Raw genomic sequence first — 17,294 nt, forward strand, 5'->3', positions numbered from 1 at the left:
AGCGGCAGTCAGCACACTGCGATCAGTATCAAAAAGGGATGTCTTCGTCGCCAATATCGATCGACCGATCAACGGAGCGCGAATTTACGCTGCGCGGGGCCGGCCGATGATCGAAATCATCCTCGGGCATATTCTCACGCGCGCCGCGACCGTCGAGCATAATCATATCGCTGGCGATCACCTCGGTGCGGTAGCGCGTCTGGCCATCCTGATCCTGCCACTGGCGGGTTTGCAGGCGGCCCTCGATATAGACGCGGCTCGCCTTGCGCAAATGCTCGTTGCAGATCTCGGCCAGCTTATTCCAGGTAACAATGTTGAACCACTCGGTTTCCTCGCGCATATCGCCGCTGCCATCTTTCCACTGGCGGCCAGCCGCGACGCTGAACGTCGTAACCGGGCTTCCGCCGGGGGTGTAGCGCATTTCGGGATCTTTGCCGAGCCGACCGATGATCATGACCTTATTGAGATCTTTGGCCATCATCGTTACCTTTCGTCAGCGCTCGCCCAACGCCAGGCAGCGCGCCAAAGCCCGCTACTCTTCGTCGGTGTCGGTGTCGGTGTCGTCGTTATCAGCACCACTATCAGCGTCCTCATCATCCGCAGCGTCATCGCTGGCTGGCGCGCCCACCGACACGGCAGCCACCGCCGGCGCAGTGGCCGACTTGGTTTCCACCAGGGTCATCAGGTAGCGCAGCACCGAGTCGTTCAGCTTGAGCGCGCGCTCAAGCGTTACGACCTGCGTCGTGGGAAGGCTGAAATGACAGAGCACGTAGAAGCCCTCGTTGAAAGGGCGGCGGCTGGCCTCGCCTTCGGCATATTCGCGGATGGGGTAGGCGAATTTCCGGCGGCCCCAGGGTGCGGATTGGTCCACGCTCGTCACCTCACCGCCGGCAGCGGTGATCGACTGGCGCACGCGATTAATCGCGTTGGTGATCTCTTCCTCGCTCGATCGCAGAGGCGAGATAATGAACAGCATTTCGTAGTCACGCCGACGCTCGCGCATTGTTCCTCCTGTGGTGTTGCCCCCCTGTCATAGCCTACTCGATTGCGCGTCGCGTGTAGGTGCAGGGGAGCAGAAGCATGATTCGATTACGGCGGGAGATTATAGCACAGGCGCGCCACTGCTGCAAACGCTGGTGCCGTGCGCGCTGTTCTTGGCGCAGAGCATTCACAACCGCAGGCGATCAAGAGTGCGGAGCAGGGTTAAAATACCAGCTCCTGGATTTGACGCTTCTCAGGGCCTATGCTATACTTTTCGGCGCTGGGACGTGGTGCCTGTAGCTCAATGGCAGAGCGCCTGACTGTGGCTCAGGAGGTTGCGGGTTCGAAACCCGTCAGGCACCCCAGCAAAAATTTGCTCCACTCAGCCCTAGCGCAGGATTGCTGCTAGGGCGTTTTGTTGCGCATCCCCGCGCAGCCCGAGCGATCCAGCAGGCAAAGCCTTGCGTACTAGCGTATACAATTGCTGGAATTCCTTGAGCCAATGAGGCCATGCATGATCCGTGTTTCGCGCCAGCGGCGCATTGCCGCGCCGCCTGCCGCCGTGTTTGCGGCACTCACCGAGCCCGACCGGCTTGCCGCGCTGCTGCCGCGCGTGCGCCGCATCGAATTGCTGGAGCAGCACCCAGGATTCGCCCGCGTGGCAACACATATGGCGCTGGGACCGTTTGGTACGCTGCGCAGCGAGGGCGAAGTGCGCTGGCAGGATGGCCGCGAGGTTGTGTTCGCCGCGCCCCGCCCGGTGCCGGTCGAGGCGCGCTGGCAGATCCTGCCCATCGGTGACGCAACCGACCTGCACGCCACGCTCTCGCTTGATCTCGCGCCGCTGCTGGGGCCGCTGGCCGCGTTCGTGCCCACCGCCGAGGTCGAGCGCATGGTCGCCGCCGATCTCGAAGCCGCACTGCTGGCCGTTGCTGGCGCGGTGCGCGCCTAGCAGGGAGGCGTGCTGGCTCTGGTATCATAGGCGCGGAACCACCGCAACAAGGACGCAACTGTGATAGATGTTCGGCGCATTTTGGCCGGGCTGGTGCTCAGCACGCTGATCGGTGGCCTGGCCTATCGGCGCAACTCGCTCAGCGCCAGCGGCTGGCTTGGCGCAATCATCACTGGTACGCTGACGTTTGGGTTTGGCGGATGGACATGGGGCGCGACACTGTTGGCGTTTTTCGTCAGTTCGAGCGCGCTGTCGCATGTTCGGCAGGCGCAGAAGCAGCGGCTTGCTGGCGAGAAATTCGAGAAGGGTGGCCGGCGCGACCTGTGGCAAACACTGGCGAATGGCGGCCCGGGCGCGCTGCTGGCGCTCGTCTATGGCCTTGCTGGCGAGCCGCTTGCGCTGCTGCTGGCATTTGCTGGCGTGATGGCAACCGTCACGGCCGATACCTGGGCCACCGAGTTGGGCGTGCTGAGCCCAACGCCGCCACGCTTGATCACCAGCGGGCGGCGCGTCGCGCCCGGCACCTCGGGCGGGGTGACGGCGTTGGGTTTGGGTGCCTCGCTGGCGGGCGCGCTGCTGATTGGCGCGTGCCTGGTGCTGCTGTACCGCGCTGAGCATGGCGCGTGGGCGTTTCTGCCCTTGCCGGCCGCGCTGCTTGGCGGCACGGCTGGCAGCCTGGCCGACAGCCTGCTTGGCGCGACGCTTCAGGCGATCTATCGCACGGCCAGTGGCGGCGAAACCGAGCGCCGCACCGACAGTGCTGGCCACGCGCTCGCCAGCATGCGTGGCTGGCGCTGGATGAACAACGATATGGTGAACATGCTCAGCTCGCTCCTTGGTGGTGTTGCGGCACTTGCGCTTGGCCGCACCCTCGGCGGGTAGATACCAGCAAACAAAACGCCGGACTGGCCTTGCCAGTCCGGCGTTTCGATTCAGTAGTGGCGGAAACCTAGCCGTTGCTTGTCGCCGCTGCCGGCTGCTGCTGGTCAGCGGGGGCGGGTTGCGCGGGCTGCTCAGCCGGGGCGGGGGGCGGTGTTGCGCCGGGGTTTGCGCCGGGCGCAAAGGTCGGCTTGCCGTCGGGGCCGAAATCAGCCGGGTTGTAGACGTAAATATTCGGCCAGGCGCGGAACTTGGTTTGGAACAGTTCGGGTTTGCGCTTCACGCCATTGTCAATGATCGTGCGAACGACGTCGATCGTCATACCGCCGCGTGAATGGTCGCTCTGGCGGCTAAAACCGCGCGGCTGCTCGGCATCGGCCACAAACTGGGGCTCAGTTGGCGCGGGGATCTGGTTGTACACGCGCCGCGTCAGCGAAACCTGCCGGTTCGGCTTGGTGCCGTAGAAAGCGATTTCGGCCACGCCAGTGCGTGCATTCGAAGCGCTCTGCATCAGCAGCCAGTTGCCGGTGTCATTCACGAATTTAAAGTCGGGCCCGCCGGTAAAGATCGTTGCATCCATGCCCGCGCCATTACCCTGTGGGCCAAGCGCGTAGCGGTCGTACCAGCTGATATAGAAGGAGTGGCCCCAGCGCTCGGTGATCGGCAGGCCAGCCCAGAACGCCGCGCGGAACAGCGTGGTCGAGTCCTGGCAGATGCCGCCGCCAAACTCCAGCTGGGTGCGATTCTGAATAATCGCATAGCCCTTGACAAAGCCATTGCGCTCGTCAATATCGCCAATATTCTGGTTGAACGAGAACTCTTCACCCGGCGCGATCAGGATGCCTTGCAGCAGGTTCATGCCCGCGCCGATGTTGTGGATGCGATATTCTGCCGATCCAGTGAAATCGCTGCGCCCAACCGACACGAGCTCTTTGATGCCAAGCTGGTTGAGGTTGGCTTCCGTCACCTGCGGGGCGACTTCGCGCACCGGCAAGGCCAGCTCGCGCTGCGGGCTGCCAATCGCCGCCAGAATGTCGGTGAGCGCCTGGCTTTCGTCCATGCGCAGGCCCGGCTTGCCCGGCTTGATGATCTTGAGGTTGCCGTCGTTCCAGGCCACGCGCGGGTTCACGCTGCCGCGACCGGTTTCGTTCGCCATCTCAACGATGCGCTTGTTGAGGTGGTAGGGGTTCAGCGCCACCGCCACGCGGTCGGTGCTGCTGTCGGCTGGCACGCGGGCGATATTCAGCATCAGGGCGATGTCGCTGGGCTGCCAGGTGTATTCTTTCTTTTCGACTTTGAGCGTGAATGGCGCTTGCAGCATCGCTTCGATTTGCTGGCGGGCACTGGCAACCGCTGCGTCATTCAGGCGCGGCTCGACGTCGCGGGTTTGCACGGCCACGGTTTGCGGCTGCAGGGCGGTGAGTGTGGGCATAATCTGCGCCACTGTCGCATCGACCAGCACCTGCCGGCCAGTCGTGGCGGGCTGCGTCACCACCTGCACGCCATCGAGCCGCAGCGTGGCGTCGGCTGGCGCACGCTCAAGCGCGGCGGTATTGGCGGCAACATACTCGCGCAGCTTGTTCTGGTCGAACGACACATGGAGTGGCAATTCCAGGCCGTTCTGCCAGATCGCGTACACTTCCTGCAGGTTTTCGATCAGGCCGTTCTGGCGGCCAGCGCGGTAGGCGCTGCTCACCGCATCCTGAAAATCAAAGCTGACGCCAATATCGGCGGGGCTCGGCTGGAACTGCTGGCTGCCGACCGAAAGTGTTAGCGGGTGCTGCAAGAAATCGGCATGGCGCGCGCGCAAGGCATCTTCCGCCTGCTGCGGCGTCATTTCGCCCACCTGCAAGCCCTGTATTGTGACATTCGGGTAGATTTTGCCCTGGTAGGAACGGTCGAGGTAGTACAGGCCGCCGCCCGCGCCTGCCAGCGATAGCACCAGCAAGGTCATGACGACGTAGAAGCTGGTGTGGATGCCCCGGCGCGGTGGCTGCCAGGCAGCTTGCGGGGCCGGCGGCGGGCCGCCCAGGCGCGGCATTTCGGCCGGGCGGTCGGTGATCTCGTGGGCGGGGAGTTGGCGGGTCGGGTATGACTCGCGAGGCGAGTGCCGATTTAGCCCTCGCTCAGAAAACAGCTCTTCAGCAGACACATGAGCCTCCAGAACATCTGCGACAGTTCTCGGGACCAATTACGAGCGGGCGGGCACACCAGCGCGATAGATCGCACTGGATGGGGTTAATCAGCTTTCACCGCACTATAGCCGAAAGACACATGCTGTGTCAATGACTGGAAGATGAAAATTGCTTACAATTTACAAGCAAGTTCTAGGCCACAAGAAAACTAAGCAGGGCCGCATCTCTGCGTGAAATATTCTTCACCAAATAGCGGCAAACCATTAGTGCGAGCGCCGATTGCGCCAGCGCGGCAGCCGCCGGATTGGTTTCAGGCGTAAAGGGATGGCGCGCACACGCAGGCGCGCGGCCGGCAAATGCAGGCGCGCGCCGCCAATACGCCTGATTTCGGCAATTGATGGCAGGCGCAGGCGGCGTTTGCGGGTGGGCGGGGCCAGCTGCAGCTGATCGAGAATGATCTGGGCGATCTGGCTGGCACCATCGCGTGGCACGGCGTCGGCGAGGCGCGCAACCGTGCCGGCGTAGGTCGCAGGGTCCATCAGGTCGGCAATCGCGGGCACAATACGGTCGGGCGTTGGGCAGAATGCGCCAAGCTCGTGATTCAGCACAAAGTCGATGTTGCCGCGCTCTTGCATGCCCACGGCCTCGGTGACGATCACCGGGCGGCGCATGACCAGCGCCTCCATCAGCGTGCCCGGCCCGGCCTTGGTGATAATAATATCGCTGGCGGCCATCAGCACTTCCATGTTGTCCACAAAGCCATAAATATGGATGGAAGGGCGCAAGCCCAGCGCCTGAAGATCGGCGCGCAGCGTGGCGTTTTTGCCCGTCACCACCAGCAGTTGCACATTGGGGTAGGCCTGATCGAGCATCAGCACAAGGTCGCGCAGCTGGCCCGAGCCCACCCCGCCGCTCGTGACGAGCACGGTGAATGGTTCGGCCTCGACGCCCAGCGCCGCCCGTGCCTCGGCGCGCGTGCCAGGGTAGGCCGCGAATTTCGGGTGCACGGGGAAGCCGGTGCAAACGAGCTTGCTGGCCGGGAAGCCGCGTTTCAGCAGCAGCTGGTAGGCTTCCTGCGTCGGCACAATGCACAGCTCCGCGCCCGGGTCGGCCCAGGAAGAATGCAGGCTCACAAGGTCGGTCACGACCGTGACAAAGCGGAATGACAGGCGGTACGTGGCGCGGGCATTGCCGATCAGCCGATTGACCAGCGGGTGTACCGAAACGACGAGTTTTGGGCGGGTTTCTTCGAGCACGCGCACAATGTTGCGATGCGCAGTCAGGTACACAAACTGCGTCAGCGCATCCACCCGGCGCGGGCCGTCGGTGACCTGAAACATGAGATCGAACACGGGCAGCCAGCGCGTCGAAAGCTGGCCGTAGAGGTCGGGGGCATCGCGCACCAGCGGCAGGCGCGTGCTGGTGAGCAAATCGACGATATGGCGCTCGGTGCTTTCGCCCGAAAGCTGGGCAAGCGCAGCATTGATCGCGTCGGCGCCGGCACGGTGGCCGCCGCCGGTATCGGAAATAGCAAACAGAATATTTGGTGTCTGGCTCACGGAAGGCTCCTCACAGCCGGCGGCGCATCATCATCCCATTGTGCAGGCCTGGCCTTGCGGCCCGCCGCGCATGGGCCAGAGCTGGCCCGCAACCCTTCTCTTCCGGCTGGCATGAACCTGCGGCAATCGTTACCGCGCCAACGAGCCAACACGAACCGCGACACCGGTTCACAGAAATGCAGCAGTGCAGCCGGATGTCGTCCTCACCTCAATGCCGCTATCCTACCATACCACGCACGATCGTGTAAAGCTTGCGCCAGTATGCTATAATCCACAATCACTGGATTAGCTTCTTGGGCACCTGCGGGGGGATTATGCTTCAACCCCAGGCCGCGTCCACAGTGCTATCATCTGCCCAGCCAGCCCAGTCGCTGCTGCCGCTCAAGCTGACGCCACCGCCACTTCGCGATGGCGTTTTGCTCCGGCCTGATCTGCAAGCCCTGCTCTCCGAAGTGCGCTTGCATCCGCTGACGCTGGTGATCGCCCCGGCTGGCTACGGCAAAACAACGCTGCTCTCACAGTGGGTTTCCGATTTGCAGCGTACCAATGCGCCTGTGTGCTGGCTTTCGCTCGATCGCGGCGAGCGCTACCCGGCGATGTTCCTGGCCTACCTGATTCGCGCATTCCAGAGCATTGAGCCGCAGCTTGGGCAGGAAGCCTGGCGCGTGCTTTCGGGCGCCTCGAACATGCAGCGCGACTGGCCGCTGGTGGCGGGCGCGCTGTGCAGCGATTTGCAGCGCATGCTGCCAACCACCACCTTTTTGTTTCTGGATGACCTTCAGCAGGTGATGGATTCGGCGGTGATCGGCCAGATTTTAAGCTACCTGCTGCGCGCCGCGCCGCCCACCTTACACATTGTCGTAGCCGCGCGCCGCACCCCAACCTTTGCGCCGATCTCGCGCATGCGCACCGAGGGCCGGATTCTTGAGCTGTCGCAGCGCGAATTGCATCTTTCGGTTGGCGATGCACGCCAGCTGATGGCCTCGCAGGGCGTTGCGCTGAGCGATGCCGACCTGACGGTGCTGCTCGCGCGCACCGAGGGCTGGGCGCTGAGTGTCCAGCTTGCCGCGCGCGCGCTGGCCAGCCAGCCCACCGAACGGCGCACTGATTTCGTGCAGGCGCTGGCCGGCAGCCAGCAACAGCTGCTGCGCTACCTTGCTACCGAGGTGCTGGCCGATCTGCCCGCCGAGCTGATCGATTTCCTGCGGCTGGTGGCCATCCCCGAGCGCTTCGACGCCGATTTGCTGGGCGATGTGCTCCAGCGCGACGATGTTGGCTACCTGCTGGGGCGCGCGCAGGCGCTTGGCCTGCCCATCCTCCCGCTCGACGAGCGCGGCGACATGCTGCGCTTCCACCCGCTCTGGCGCGAGCTGCTGCTGAACACAAACCTGGCAGTTCAGGGAAATGCCGACGAAGCGGGCGAAGCGCCGAACGTGCCCGACATCCGCGCGCTGCACCGCCGCTTTGGCCAGGCCCAGGAAGCGCGCGGCGACCTTGAAGAAGCGCTCCACCACTATGCCAGCGCCGGCGCCACCGACGAGCTGGCGCGCGCCCTGCGCGAGCGCGCCTGGCCGCTGCTGCAATCGCCCCGCCGCGACTCGGTGCGGCGCTGGCTCGAATTGCTACCCAGCGACATGCGCCAGCACGACTCCGAGCTGCTATACATGTGGGGCTACAGCCAGATCGTCAACGAGCCCGAGCAAGCCATCAGCGCAATTGAGCAGGCCGCCGAGCGCTACCACCAGGGCGGCCAGCTCGACCGCGAGCTGCGCGCATTGGCCGACCTGACGGCGCTGCTGTATCTGCGGGGCCGGCCGCCGAGCTTTGTGGCCTGCTGTATTCAGGCGGTGCGCTCGGCCAACCAGCTGCGCGATGCGTGGTCGCGCGGGGCGGCGCTGGTGTGTGTGACGGCGCTGCTCTACACCAAAGGGCGGCACACCGCGGCGCTGCGTGTGGCGCGCCAGGCCGGTGGCCACCCGCTCTCGCCCGCCTGGCACTGGCAGCTTGCCATGATCGTCGCTTCAATTCACAACCAGTTCGGCGCGCCGATCGACGCCCTGATCGCCATCGATAGCGCGCTAAGCCTGCCACAGGTCGATCGCGACGACCGCCTGCGCCAAAACTTGCTGCGCCACCGCGCTTTCGCGCTTGAGCTGCAAGGGCAAAGCAGCGAAGCCGCGTCGCTGGCGCTCGATTCGCACCGCCACCTGGGCGATTATTATCGCGACGGCAGCGCCAGCTTGAGCGCCCGCCAACTGGGGCTGCTGCTGCTGCTGGTTGGGCGCGCCGACGAGGCTGCAACCTATATTGCGCAGGCGCGCACCGCATTTCACGCCATGGGCGCGCTTGAGCCACTGGCCAGCCTGCAAGCCCTCGACCTGTACAGCCAGCTGCTGCGCGGGCAGGGCCAGCGCGCGCAGGCTTCGGTGGGCGCGGTGCTGCGCCAGCTTGAAGAAGCGGAGGCCACGGCGCCCGACCTGCGCCTGCGTCTCTTGCTGGCGCTGGTGCTGGGGGAAGGTGGCAAGCCCAAAGAAGCGCTTGCGCTGGCGCGCGAAACTGTCAGCCAGATGCAGGCGCGCGGCTACCGACTCTTCCTGGCCTGCGCACACTTATACACCGCCTACCTGGCTGGTCTGTCCGGCGACACTGGCACGCGCCAGGAGGCGCTCGCCGCAGGGTGGGAAATCTTCACCGCCGATGGGCAGCACTACCTGCCGCTGCTGCCGCCCGCCGCCCTGAGCGATGTGACCGTGGCGGGCTTGCGCGCGGGCTTGCCAGCCGAGAGCATTGGGCTGGTGATGCGCCAGCAACTGCCCGACCAGGCATTCGAGCTGCTGCGCAGCATGACCGACGCGACCGACCCGGCTGTGCGCGCCAATGTGGCGCAGCTGCTGGGCGATCTTGGCACGGCGGCGGCTTACCCCGCACTGCGCGCGCTGGCAAAAGATCGCAGCAATACCGTGCGCCAGGCCGCCGACCACGCCCTTGCCCGGATTGTCTACCGGCCGCCCTACAAGCTGCGCGTGCGCACGCTTGGCGCATTTACGATCTGGCGCGGCGACACCGAAGTGCGCGACCGCGACTGGCGCAGCAGCAAGGCGCGCCAGCTCTTCCAGCTGCTGCTCACCGAGCGCGGGCGCATGCTCCCGCGTGACCGCGTGCTCGAAGCGCTCTGGCCCGAGATGGAAGCCGACGCGGCGGCAAACAACATGCGCGTCACGATCAACCGCCTGAGCAAGGCACTTGAGCCCGAACGCCCGGAAGGTGCGCCGCCCGCCTATATTCTGCAACAGGGCGAAACATTTGGCTTTAACACCAGCAGCGACCACCAGATCGACGTGGTGGATTTTGCCGAGGCGGTTGCCGAAGGCCAGCGCGCGCTCCGGCGCGGCCAGCGCAGCGCGGCAATTGCGGCCCTGCGCAGCGCAATTTCGCTCTACGGCGGGCCATACCTGCCCGACAACATGTACGAAGATTGGAGTGTGGTCGAGCGCGAGCGGCTGGCAATGCTGTTTAACGACGCCGCGCTGCGCCTGGGGCAGCTTCTGCTCGACGAGGGGCTGGCGCACGACGCGATTGGCCTGGGCTGGCGCGTTCTGGAGCATGACCGCGCCCATGAAGAAGCCTACCGCCTGCTGATGCACGCGCACGCTGCCCTGGGCGAGCGCAGCACTGCGCTGCGCCTGTACACGCGCTGCGTCGCGATGCTGCAAGAGGATCTGGGAGTCGAGCCAATGGCGGAAACGCAGGCGCTCTACAACACGCTGCGCGAGCTGCGCTAGGGTCTTTTATTGCCCTGCGCGCTCAGGGCCGGCTTATCGCCGTCACCACATTCATCAGGTAGCTGACCTCGATGCGATCGCCCGCCCGTGGGTTTTCGTAGGCGCTTTCGGTGCCAATGCGCGCGCTGCGCAACGCGCCAGGCGCGTCGTCGTGGGCGTACTCGATGTCGTAGAAGCGCGTGCCGTGAATATCGACCAGCCGCACGGCGTGGAGCGTGGCGGCCTGTTTCCCCGCAAAAATCATGCAATTCCCCGCTTGTTCATAACCCTGCGTCATCCAGGCAGAAACGCCGCACGGCGGCTGCCACCCCGCCCTCGCCCGCCGGCGGCGCAACCCAATCGGCGGCGGCGCGCGCATCGGCCTGGGCATCGCCCACCGCCACGCCCACACCCGCCATGCGCAGCATGCCCACATCCGCCTCGGCATCGCCAATCGCCAGCACGTCGGCGGCGGGCAAGCCCCACGCGGCGCACAAAAACGCCAGCGCCGATTCTTTTGTGGCGTCGATATGCGTGATTGTCGCGTCGGCCAGAGTGCCGTCGGCATGGTAGTGGCGCACAAAGCGCAGCGGGGCATGGGCGAATTCGCGCATCAGCATGGCCGCGCCGGTTTCGCCGCGCACAATCAGGCGGCTGGGCGGGCGCACAAGCGCCGGCAGCATGGCGGCTACATCTTCGCCACGCGCCTGAATATGCGCAGCCGGGTGCGAGCCAGGCCGATAGAGGTTGTATTCGTCGACCGTGGCCAGCAGCGGCAGTTCATGCTGGTCGGCCAGCGCGGCCATTTCACGCGCCAGCTCAAGCGGGATGTTCAGCTCATGCAGCACAGTGCCCGCTTCATCGAAAATAGTCGCGCCGCCATTACAGGCAAGCGTGCATTCCACGCCCAGTCGTTCGGCGATCTGAAGCGCAGAATCGCGCTTGCGGATGGTGCACAGCGCCACGCGCACGCCGCGCCGGGCAGCTTCGCGCAGCGCCAGGCCGTTTTCGGGCGGCAGGGTGCCATCGCGGGCGATCAGCGTCGAGTCAATATCGGAAATAATTAGCTGGATCATGCCGCCAGTATAGCACGACTCGTCGGAGGAACTTGCGCAATTCTATTTCTGGTCAAGGCCATGTCGACGTTAGAATGGGAAGCGAGATCTATCCACAGATTACGCAGATTCCACAGATATAAAGATTTCTCATCTGCGTAATCTGTGGATCGAATTTGGGACTTTGGTGCAGCCCTGACTTCTCATTCTGACACAACTTACGCGGTGAAGTGTGGGGCGTGGCCTTTAGCCTGCGGCAGCAAGGAATTTCATTATTTTTTGTGCGACGATTTTGGCGCTCCGCGCCAAAATCGTCGCACATTTTTCGTCTCAGCAAGCAGCAACGGATTTCTGCAAGGTTGCGCCAGGGCAGTTCCACATGATGTTTTGGAGCAGGGGAAAGCCTGGTTGCGCATCGCAATCACCAAACCCTAACCCCTATTCCCCGGCGCGTTCACGCGCCTACTATGGCGCAATGGTGATCGAGCGCGTCACATACGTCCAGTCGCTGGCGGTGCTGTGCGCGTAGATGAAGAGCGTGTGCTGCCCCGGCGCGAGCCCGCCAAGCTGCCAGTTGTAGAAAAAGCCCGACGCGCTGTAGCGTTCGTCGCCAAAGACCTGCGCTACATCCTCGCGCTCGATATGATAGGGGGCTTCCGCAAGAAACTGGCCCTGGCCGGCCGGGCCGTCGAGGTAGAGGTGAATATGATCGACGCCAGTGCTTTCCGCTCCGGCCGGGTCGATTGCCCAGCCCTGCAGCGACACCATGTCGCCTTGCCCGGCCTGCTCGGCCAGCGCGTCGATCTCGATCTCGGCGTGCGGCGCAGCCTGGGCAGCCGCTGGCGCAAGATTTGGCGCCGCACCCGGCAAGCCTTCGTTGCGCACCGCGCCAGTATACGCGCACAGCCGCTGGTCGCCGCGTTCGAGGTACATGCGCGCGCAGCTGCTGTCGTAGCCGCCGCGCCCGCTGTGGATGCGCCAGCCCGAAAGCACCAGGCCATCGATCGGCACTTCCTGGCCGTTGTGCTTCAGGGCAAAATGCAGGTGCGGGCCAGTAGCGGCGCCACCTTCACACAGGGCCTCGCGCGGCGTATTAGCCACGTTCGCAATATGTTCGTTGGCCTGCACCGGGCCAGAATCGCGCACAATACGCTCGATATGATAGTACACCGTCGTCCAGCCATCGCCATGGTCGATCTCAAGGCCGCACGACGAGGTTTTACGAATCGTGCCGGCAGCAGCAGCGACCACCCACATGCCATCGGTGTTCGAGCGCCAGCGCGGCCAGGGCCGCCCCACGCTGAAGTCGATCGCATCGCGGCGCGCGCCATGCACGCCATTAAACGTCCACGTATCGCCAATCGGGAACGGGAGCTGAAAACGGTCGGGCGGGGGAACATCGGCGAGGGGGGCAGCGCCGGCAGACGGGGCCGGCCACAGGTGCGCAAGCACGGCGCACAGAACGAGCGCAAGAAAAAAACGACGCAATACAAACGCTCCTGATGGCGACAAGGCCATCCCAGCGCACGCGAAAACACGGCGCGCGCAAGCGGACTACACGTGCTACAGCGGCAGGGCTGCAGGCGGTTGATGAGTTAGAATGCAGTGTGTCATCGGTGGCGCGATTATACATGAATGTTGGAATCGCGCAAGTCAAATTTTAACGCCGGTTTAATGGATCGGCCGAATGCGGCTGAGCCGGTGAAGCATTTCGCCCGAGCGAACAAGCAGCTCGCGCCCGGCGCAGGCAGTGCTTTTGCGCATCAGCGTGCGTTAGCATGCGAGTGAGGCGCTGAAAGGTTAGGCTCAAGCAACGTTTCCTGCGCTCGCCATAGTATGCTTGGATTTCTGAAAAATCAGGTAAAAAATATGTGCTTGCAGCTCGATACTATCAGAACTCTCGTGAAATTACGTGCTGCGAACTATTTACTGGCAGTGTGGCCGGGCTAGTCCTGCGGCGAGTCGTTGAGATTTGGTTGCAGGATTTCAGCATTATGCTATAATGGTCACACCGAATTAGTGTCAATCTAACACAACTTTCTCAGGCGCTCGGAAATGCATTTGCATGGCGCAATGCAACTGAAGGAGAGGACCATGACCACCGTGCGGCGTGGCGGGCTGAACAGCACCGCCCTTGCTCTCATCCCCCTGGCCATTGCCATCAACATCGCCATTGGGCAACTCGTAGCCGTGCTGAAGCTGCCGCTCTACCTCGACAGCATTGGAACGGTGCTCACGGGGGCGCTGCTTGGCCCGTGGGTTGGGCTGATCACTGGCGCGCTTTCGAATATTATCTGGACGCTCATCGGTATCAATCCGCCAGCGTGGTGGTTTGCGCCTGTGGCTGCTATTATTGGCCTGATCGCCGGCTTTGCCGGCCGCGCGCGCTTGTTCCAGCGCCCTTCGCCGCGCTGGTTGTCGGCCGTGATCGGTGCGGTATTTCTGGCAGCGCTGGCACTGTTCGTGCTGCTGTTCATCAACCAGAGCACCGACGCCGACGGCTTTGTGGTGCTGCCCAGCGCCGGCGACCTGATTGCGCAGAACCCGCTGGTGTTTCTGGTGGCAATTGCGATTGGCGCGGCGATTGGCTACTTTGTGCTGCAAAACGCGGGCTACGCCGGCCTGGTTGGGCTGCTCACAGGCGTGGTCGCCGCAATCGTGTCGGCGCCAATTGCGGCCTATGTATTTGGCGGTATCACTGGCGCTGGCACCGACGCGCTGGTGGCGGCCTTCCGCGCCAGTGGCGCGAACATCCTGGCGTCGGCGTTTGCGCAGGGCACGGTTTCCGATCCCTTCGACAAAATGACATCGTTTATGATTGTCTACCTTATAATTCAGTCGCTGCCGCAGCGCCTGCTCCAGCGCTTCCCGAACGCGCGCCCGGCCGGCGCTGTTGTGAGCCCGGCGGCAAGCCGCTAGTGCGCTTGCAGCGCAGGGGTTAGGGTGTGGGGAACAGGGATTGCAATGCTGACGTTCTTCCCTGATTTCCACTGTGGGTAGTTCATACGACAACGAAGGACGACAGACTGCCGTAACGGCGTCTTTCGTCCTTCGCCCGTGGTTCAGGCAAATTCAAGCAACGGCACAGAATGTATGCAATCGAGTTTTAGTCCAGGCAATAGCTTTCTGCACCGCCTGCACCCGCTCACCAAGCTGACGGCGGTGCTTCTGATGCTGGTGGCGATCTACGTTCTGCCGGGCGAGTGGGGGCCGCTGGCGCTGTTTGTGCTGATCGTGGCGCTGGCCTTTGCAGCGGGCGTGGCCGGCTCGCTGCTGCGCACCCTGCTGCGGGTCATCCTGCCACTGGCCTTCTCGCTGTTTCTCATCCAGGGGATTCTGTTCCCGCCCGCGAATGCCACGCCGCTGCCGCTCGGCCCGATCACACTTATGCGCGAAGGCTTGCTGTTCGCCTATATCATCAGCACGCGCCTGCTGGTGATGAGCGCGATGGTGTTGCTGCTGCTGCGCACTACTCACCCGGCCGATCTGGTGTATGCGCTGACCGAGCGCGGCCTGCCGCGCAGCATCGGCTACATTCTGCTGGTCACCCTGCAAATCATTCCCGACATGTCGGCGCGCGCTACGGCCATTCTCGAAGCGCAGCGCTCGCGCGGGCTGGAAACGCAGCGCGGTTTTTTTCGCTTTCGCGGGCTGGTGCCGCTGATCAGTCCGCTGGTGGTAGGCGCGCTGGTGGATGTGGAAGAACGCGCGATGGCGCTGGAATCGCGCGCGTACACCGCGCCCGGCCCGAAAACCAGCCTGCGCCAGCTCACCGACAGTGGCGCGCAGCGCGTGGCCCGCCTGCTGATGCTGCTGGCCGTGGTGGCGCTGCTTGGCTGGCAGGTCTATCGCTTCTTTGCCTAGCGCCCCAGCGGGCGCAGGCGTATGCGATACGTCCTTTGGGTCTGGGCGTATTGCATACGCCCTTTGGGTCTGGGCGTATTGCATACGCCCTTTGGGTCTGGGCGTATTGCATACGTCCTTTGGGTCTGGGCGTATTGCATACGCCCTTTGTTATAGTGGCGTAGTGCGTCAAACCGCGAAACCGGCGCACTGCGCATTTTGTTTATGATGAATCAATCCATGCCGCCAATCATCGATCTGCGCGATGTCAGCTTTACCTATGCAATCGGCACGCGCCCGGCCCTCAGCCATATCAGCCTCGCCATTCCCGCCGGCCAGATCTGTGGCGTGATCGGGCGCGCGGGCGCGGGCAAAAGCACGCTTGGCGCGCTGTGCGCCGGCTTTGTACCCAATTTCTACGAAGGTACATTCAGCGGCGCCGCCCAGATCGACGGGCAGAATGTCGTCGAGCAGGAAGTTTCGGCGCTGGTACGCCACGTTGGGCTGGTTGGCAGCAACGCCTTCAGCCAGATCTCGGGCGCGCGCTTTACGGTGTACGAAGAAATTGGCTTCGGGCTGGAGAATATTGGTCTGCCGCGCGAAGAGATCAAGGAGCGGATCGAGTGGGCGCTGAACGCCCTGCAGATGAACGAGCTGCGCGACCGCTCGCCCTACGCGCTGTCGGGTGGGCAGCAGCAGCGCCTGGTGCTCGCCGCAACCCTGGCGATGCGCCCGCCCGTGCTGGTGCTCGATGAGCCAACCGCCCAGCTCGACCCGCCGACGATCGAGAAGCTGGCCGATCTGCTGCGCGACCTGAGCAAGCAGGGCACCACCATCCTGTTCGCCGAGCACCGCCTGGAATGGGCCGCTAGCCTGGCCGAGCGCATTGTGGTGCTGGATGAAGGCCAGGTCGTTGCCGATGGCCCAACCCCCGAAGTGCTGACCGACCCAATTCTGATCGAGCGCAAGATCGGCTGGCCGCGCCCGGCAGCCCTCGCCGCCGCAGCGCGCAAAGCCGCTCTCTGGCCCGACAAACGGGCGCTGCCGGTCACGTTGCCCGGCCTGGTCGAGGGCCTGCGCGACGCGAGCGGGCACGCCGCACCCACGATGCCGCCAGCCGGCGCACCCGCGCCGCCTGCCACCACAAGCCCCGCCGCTCAACCCATTATCGCAATCAATAATGTGCGCTTCAGCTACCCCAGCGGCGTCGAGGCGCTCAAAGGCGTGTCGCTCAGCATTGGCCGGGGCGAGCGCGTGGCGCTGCTGGGGCGCAATGGCGCGGGCAAAAGCACGCTGCTGCGCCATATGAATGGCTTGCTGCTGCCATCCGCGGGCCAGGTGACGGTAGCCGGCACCGACACGCGCAAAACCACGGTAGCCCGCTGCGCGCCGCACGTCGGCATTGTGTTTCAGGATATTCGCAACCAGCTCTTTGCCCGTACCGTGCGCGACGAGCTGCGCTTTGGGCCGCGCAACCTTGGCCGCACGCCCGCCGAAGTCGATCAGATGGTTGGCCGCGCGCTCGACGCCCTGGGCCTCACCGAGTTTGCCGACGTGCACCCCTACGATCTGCCGCCCGCCCTGCGCCGCCTGGTGGCGGTGGCCGCCGTCGCCGCGCTCGAAAGCGATGTGCTCATTCTTGACGAGCCCACCGCCGGCCTCGACAACGCCAGCATCGCGCGCCTGACCAACCTGGCCGAGCAGCTGCCGACGCAGGGCCGCACCATCGTCGTCGTCAGCCACGACATCGACTTCTGTTTTGAAACACTCGACCGAGTCATCCTGATGAAAGATGGCGGCATTATACTCGACAGTAGCTGGGAGAACCTGGGCCACCCGGGGCGCGCGCTAATTGCCGACACCATCGAGCTGCCGATGGCGCTGGCCGCCGCAGAAACGCTCGCCGCCGACGACAGCAGCCCGCTTGGGCAGCTGCTCACGCAGAACGCACGCTCGCTCAGCCCGATGCAGCCAGCGCTCTAAGCGCATACGCTGTGGCACCAGCTGCGCTGAATGTGTATGGAATGTAAGATTTTTCGTGGCCTTTTTGTCATCTTGTGGGCAAGAGCAGCGGGAAGAGCTATGGTATTATTGGAAAACAAGGAATGGTTTTAGAGAGCGACCCACGC

The 17,294-nt window shown here is 64.0% G+C and carries 13 protein-coding genes and 1 tRNA gene; 7 read left to right on the plus strand and 7 right to left on the minus strand.

All coding sequences use genetic code 11. The features are described from left to right. Positions 1-28: 28 nt before the first annotated feature. Together M1P90_RS12285 and rpsF are read right to left on the minus strand one after the other, a co-directional pair. Complete coding sequence (locus M1P90_RS12285; RefSeq protein WP_483702946.1) at positions 29-481, minus strand: single-stranded DNA-binding protein; 453 nt, start codon at positions 479-481, stop codon at positions 29-31. 51 nt (positions 482-532) lie between these two features. After that, a complete protein-coding gene (rpsF, locus tag M1P90_RS12290; protein WP_483702947.1) occupies positions 533-1,003 on the minus strand; it encodes a 30S ribosomal protein S6 in 471 nt (156 codons plus the stop codon). A 268-nt stretch (positions 1,004-1,271) separates the two neighbouring features. On the opposite strand from rpsF, the gene M1P90_RS12295 reads away from it, so the two are divergent. The 3 genes from M1P90_RS12295 to M1P90_RS12305 all read left to right on the plus strand — a co-directional run bounded on the left by M1P90_RS12295 (position 1,272) and on the right by M1P90_RS12305 (position 2,815). Next, a tRNA-His gene (locus tag M1P90_RS12295) sits at positions 1,272-1,346 on the plus strand. Positions 1,347-1,495: 149 nt separating this feature from the next. Beyond that, a complete protein-coding gene (locus M1P90_RS12300; RefSeq protein WP_483702948.1) occupies positions 1,496-1,933 on the plus strand; it encodes an SRPBCC family protein in 438 nt (145 codons plus the stop codon). Between the two features lie 60 nt (positions 1,934-1,993). Next, a complete protein-coding gene (locus M1P90_RS12305; RefSeq protein WP_483702949.1) occupies positions 1,994-2,815 on the plus strand; it encodes a DUF92 domain-containing protein in 822 nt (273 codons plus the stop codon). Positions 2,816-2,882: 67 nt separating this feature from the next. Here the strand turns inward: M1P90_RS12305 and M1P90_RS12310 are convergent, their stop codons facing one another. After that, positions 2,883-4,964: a VanW family protein gene (locus tag M1P90_RS12310; protein WP_483702950.1), complete on the minus strand. Its 2,082-nt coding sequence runs from the start codon at positions 4,962-4,964 to the stop codon at positions 2,883-2,885. Positions 4,965-5,210: 246 nt separating this feature from the next. Continuing rightward, positions 5,211-6,506 (minus strand): MGDG synthase family glycosyltransferase, encoded by a 1,296-nt coding sequence (locus tag M1P90_RS12315; RefSeq protein ID WP_483702951.1) that lies wholly within the window; start codon positions 6,504-6,506, stop codon positions 5,211-5,213. A 314-nt stretch (positions 6,507-6,820) separates the two neighbouring features. Here M1P90_RS12315 and M1P90_RS12320 point away from each other — a divergent pair, with 314 nt between their 5' ends. Next, the gene (locus M1P90_RS12320) at positions 6,821-10,288 is read left to right on the plus strand and encodes an ATP-binding protein (RefSeq protein WP_483702952.1); all 3,468 of its coding nucleotides are present in this window, start codon (positions 6,821-6,823) and stop codon (positions 10,286-10,288) included. Between the two features lie 22 nt (positions 10,289-10,310). Here the strand turns inward: M1P90_RS12320 and M1P90_RS12325 are convergent, their stop codons facing one another. The 3 genes from M1P90_RS12325 to M1P90_RS12335 form a co-directional block, all read right to left on the minus strand. After that, positions 10,311-10,532 carry a hypothetical protein gene (locus tag M1P90_RS12325; protein ID WP_483702953.1) on the minus strand — a complete coding sequence of 74 codons (222 nt, stop codon included), beginning with the start codon at positions 10,530-10,532 and terminating at the stop codon, positions 10,311-10,313. Positions 10,533-10,548: 16 nt separating this feature from the next. Beyond that, complete coding sequence (locus M1P90_RS12330; RefSeq protein WP_483702954.1) at positions 10,549-11,343, minus strand: HAD family hydrolase; 795 nt, start codon at positions 11,341-11,343, stop codon at positions 10,549-10,551. A gap of 444 nt (positions 11,344-11,787) precedes the next feature. Beyond that, positions 11,788-12,810: a M23 family metallopeptidase gene (locus M1P90_RS12335; RefSeq protein ID WP_483702955.1), complete on the minus strand. Its 1,023-nt coding sequence runs from the start codon at positions 12,808-12,810 to the stop codon at positions 11,788-11,790. 606 nt (positions 12,811-13,416) lie between these two features. Between M1P90_RS12335 and M1P90_RS12340 the strand changes: the two genes are divergently transcribed. The 3 genes from M1P90_RS12340 to M1P90_RS12350 all read left to right on the plus strand — a co-directional run bounded on the left by M1P90_RS12340 (position 13,417) and on the right by M1P90_RS12350 (position 17,148). Continuing rightward, positions 13,417-14,241, plus strand: a complete 825-nt coding sequence (locus M1P90_RS12340) for a LytS/YhcK type 5TM receptor domain-containing protein (protein WP_483702956.1) — start codon at positions 13,417-13,419, stop codon at positions 14,239-14,241. Between the two features lie 174 nt (positions 14,242-14,415). Then, on the plus strand, positions 14,416-15,186 hold the full coding sequence (locus M1P90_RS12345) for an energy-coupling factor transporter transmembrane component T family protein (RefSeq protein WP_483702957.1): 771 nt from the start codon (positions 14,416-14,418) through the stop codon (positions 15,184-15,186). A 219-nt stretch (positions 15,187-15,405) separates the two neighbouring features. Continuing rightward, a complete protein-coding gene (locus tag M1P90_RS12350; RefSeq protein WP_483702958.1) occupies positions 15,406-17,148 on the plus strand; it encodes an ABC transporter ATP-binding protein in 1,743 nt (580 codons plus the stop codon). Positions 17,149-17,294: the final 146 nt, after the last annotated feature.

Source organism: Kouleothrix sp. 19917 (assembly GCF_057073505.1).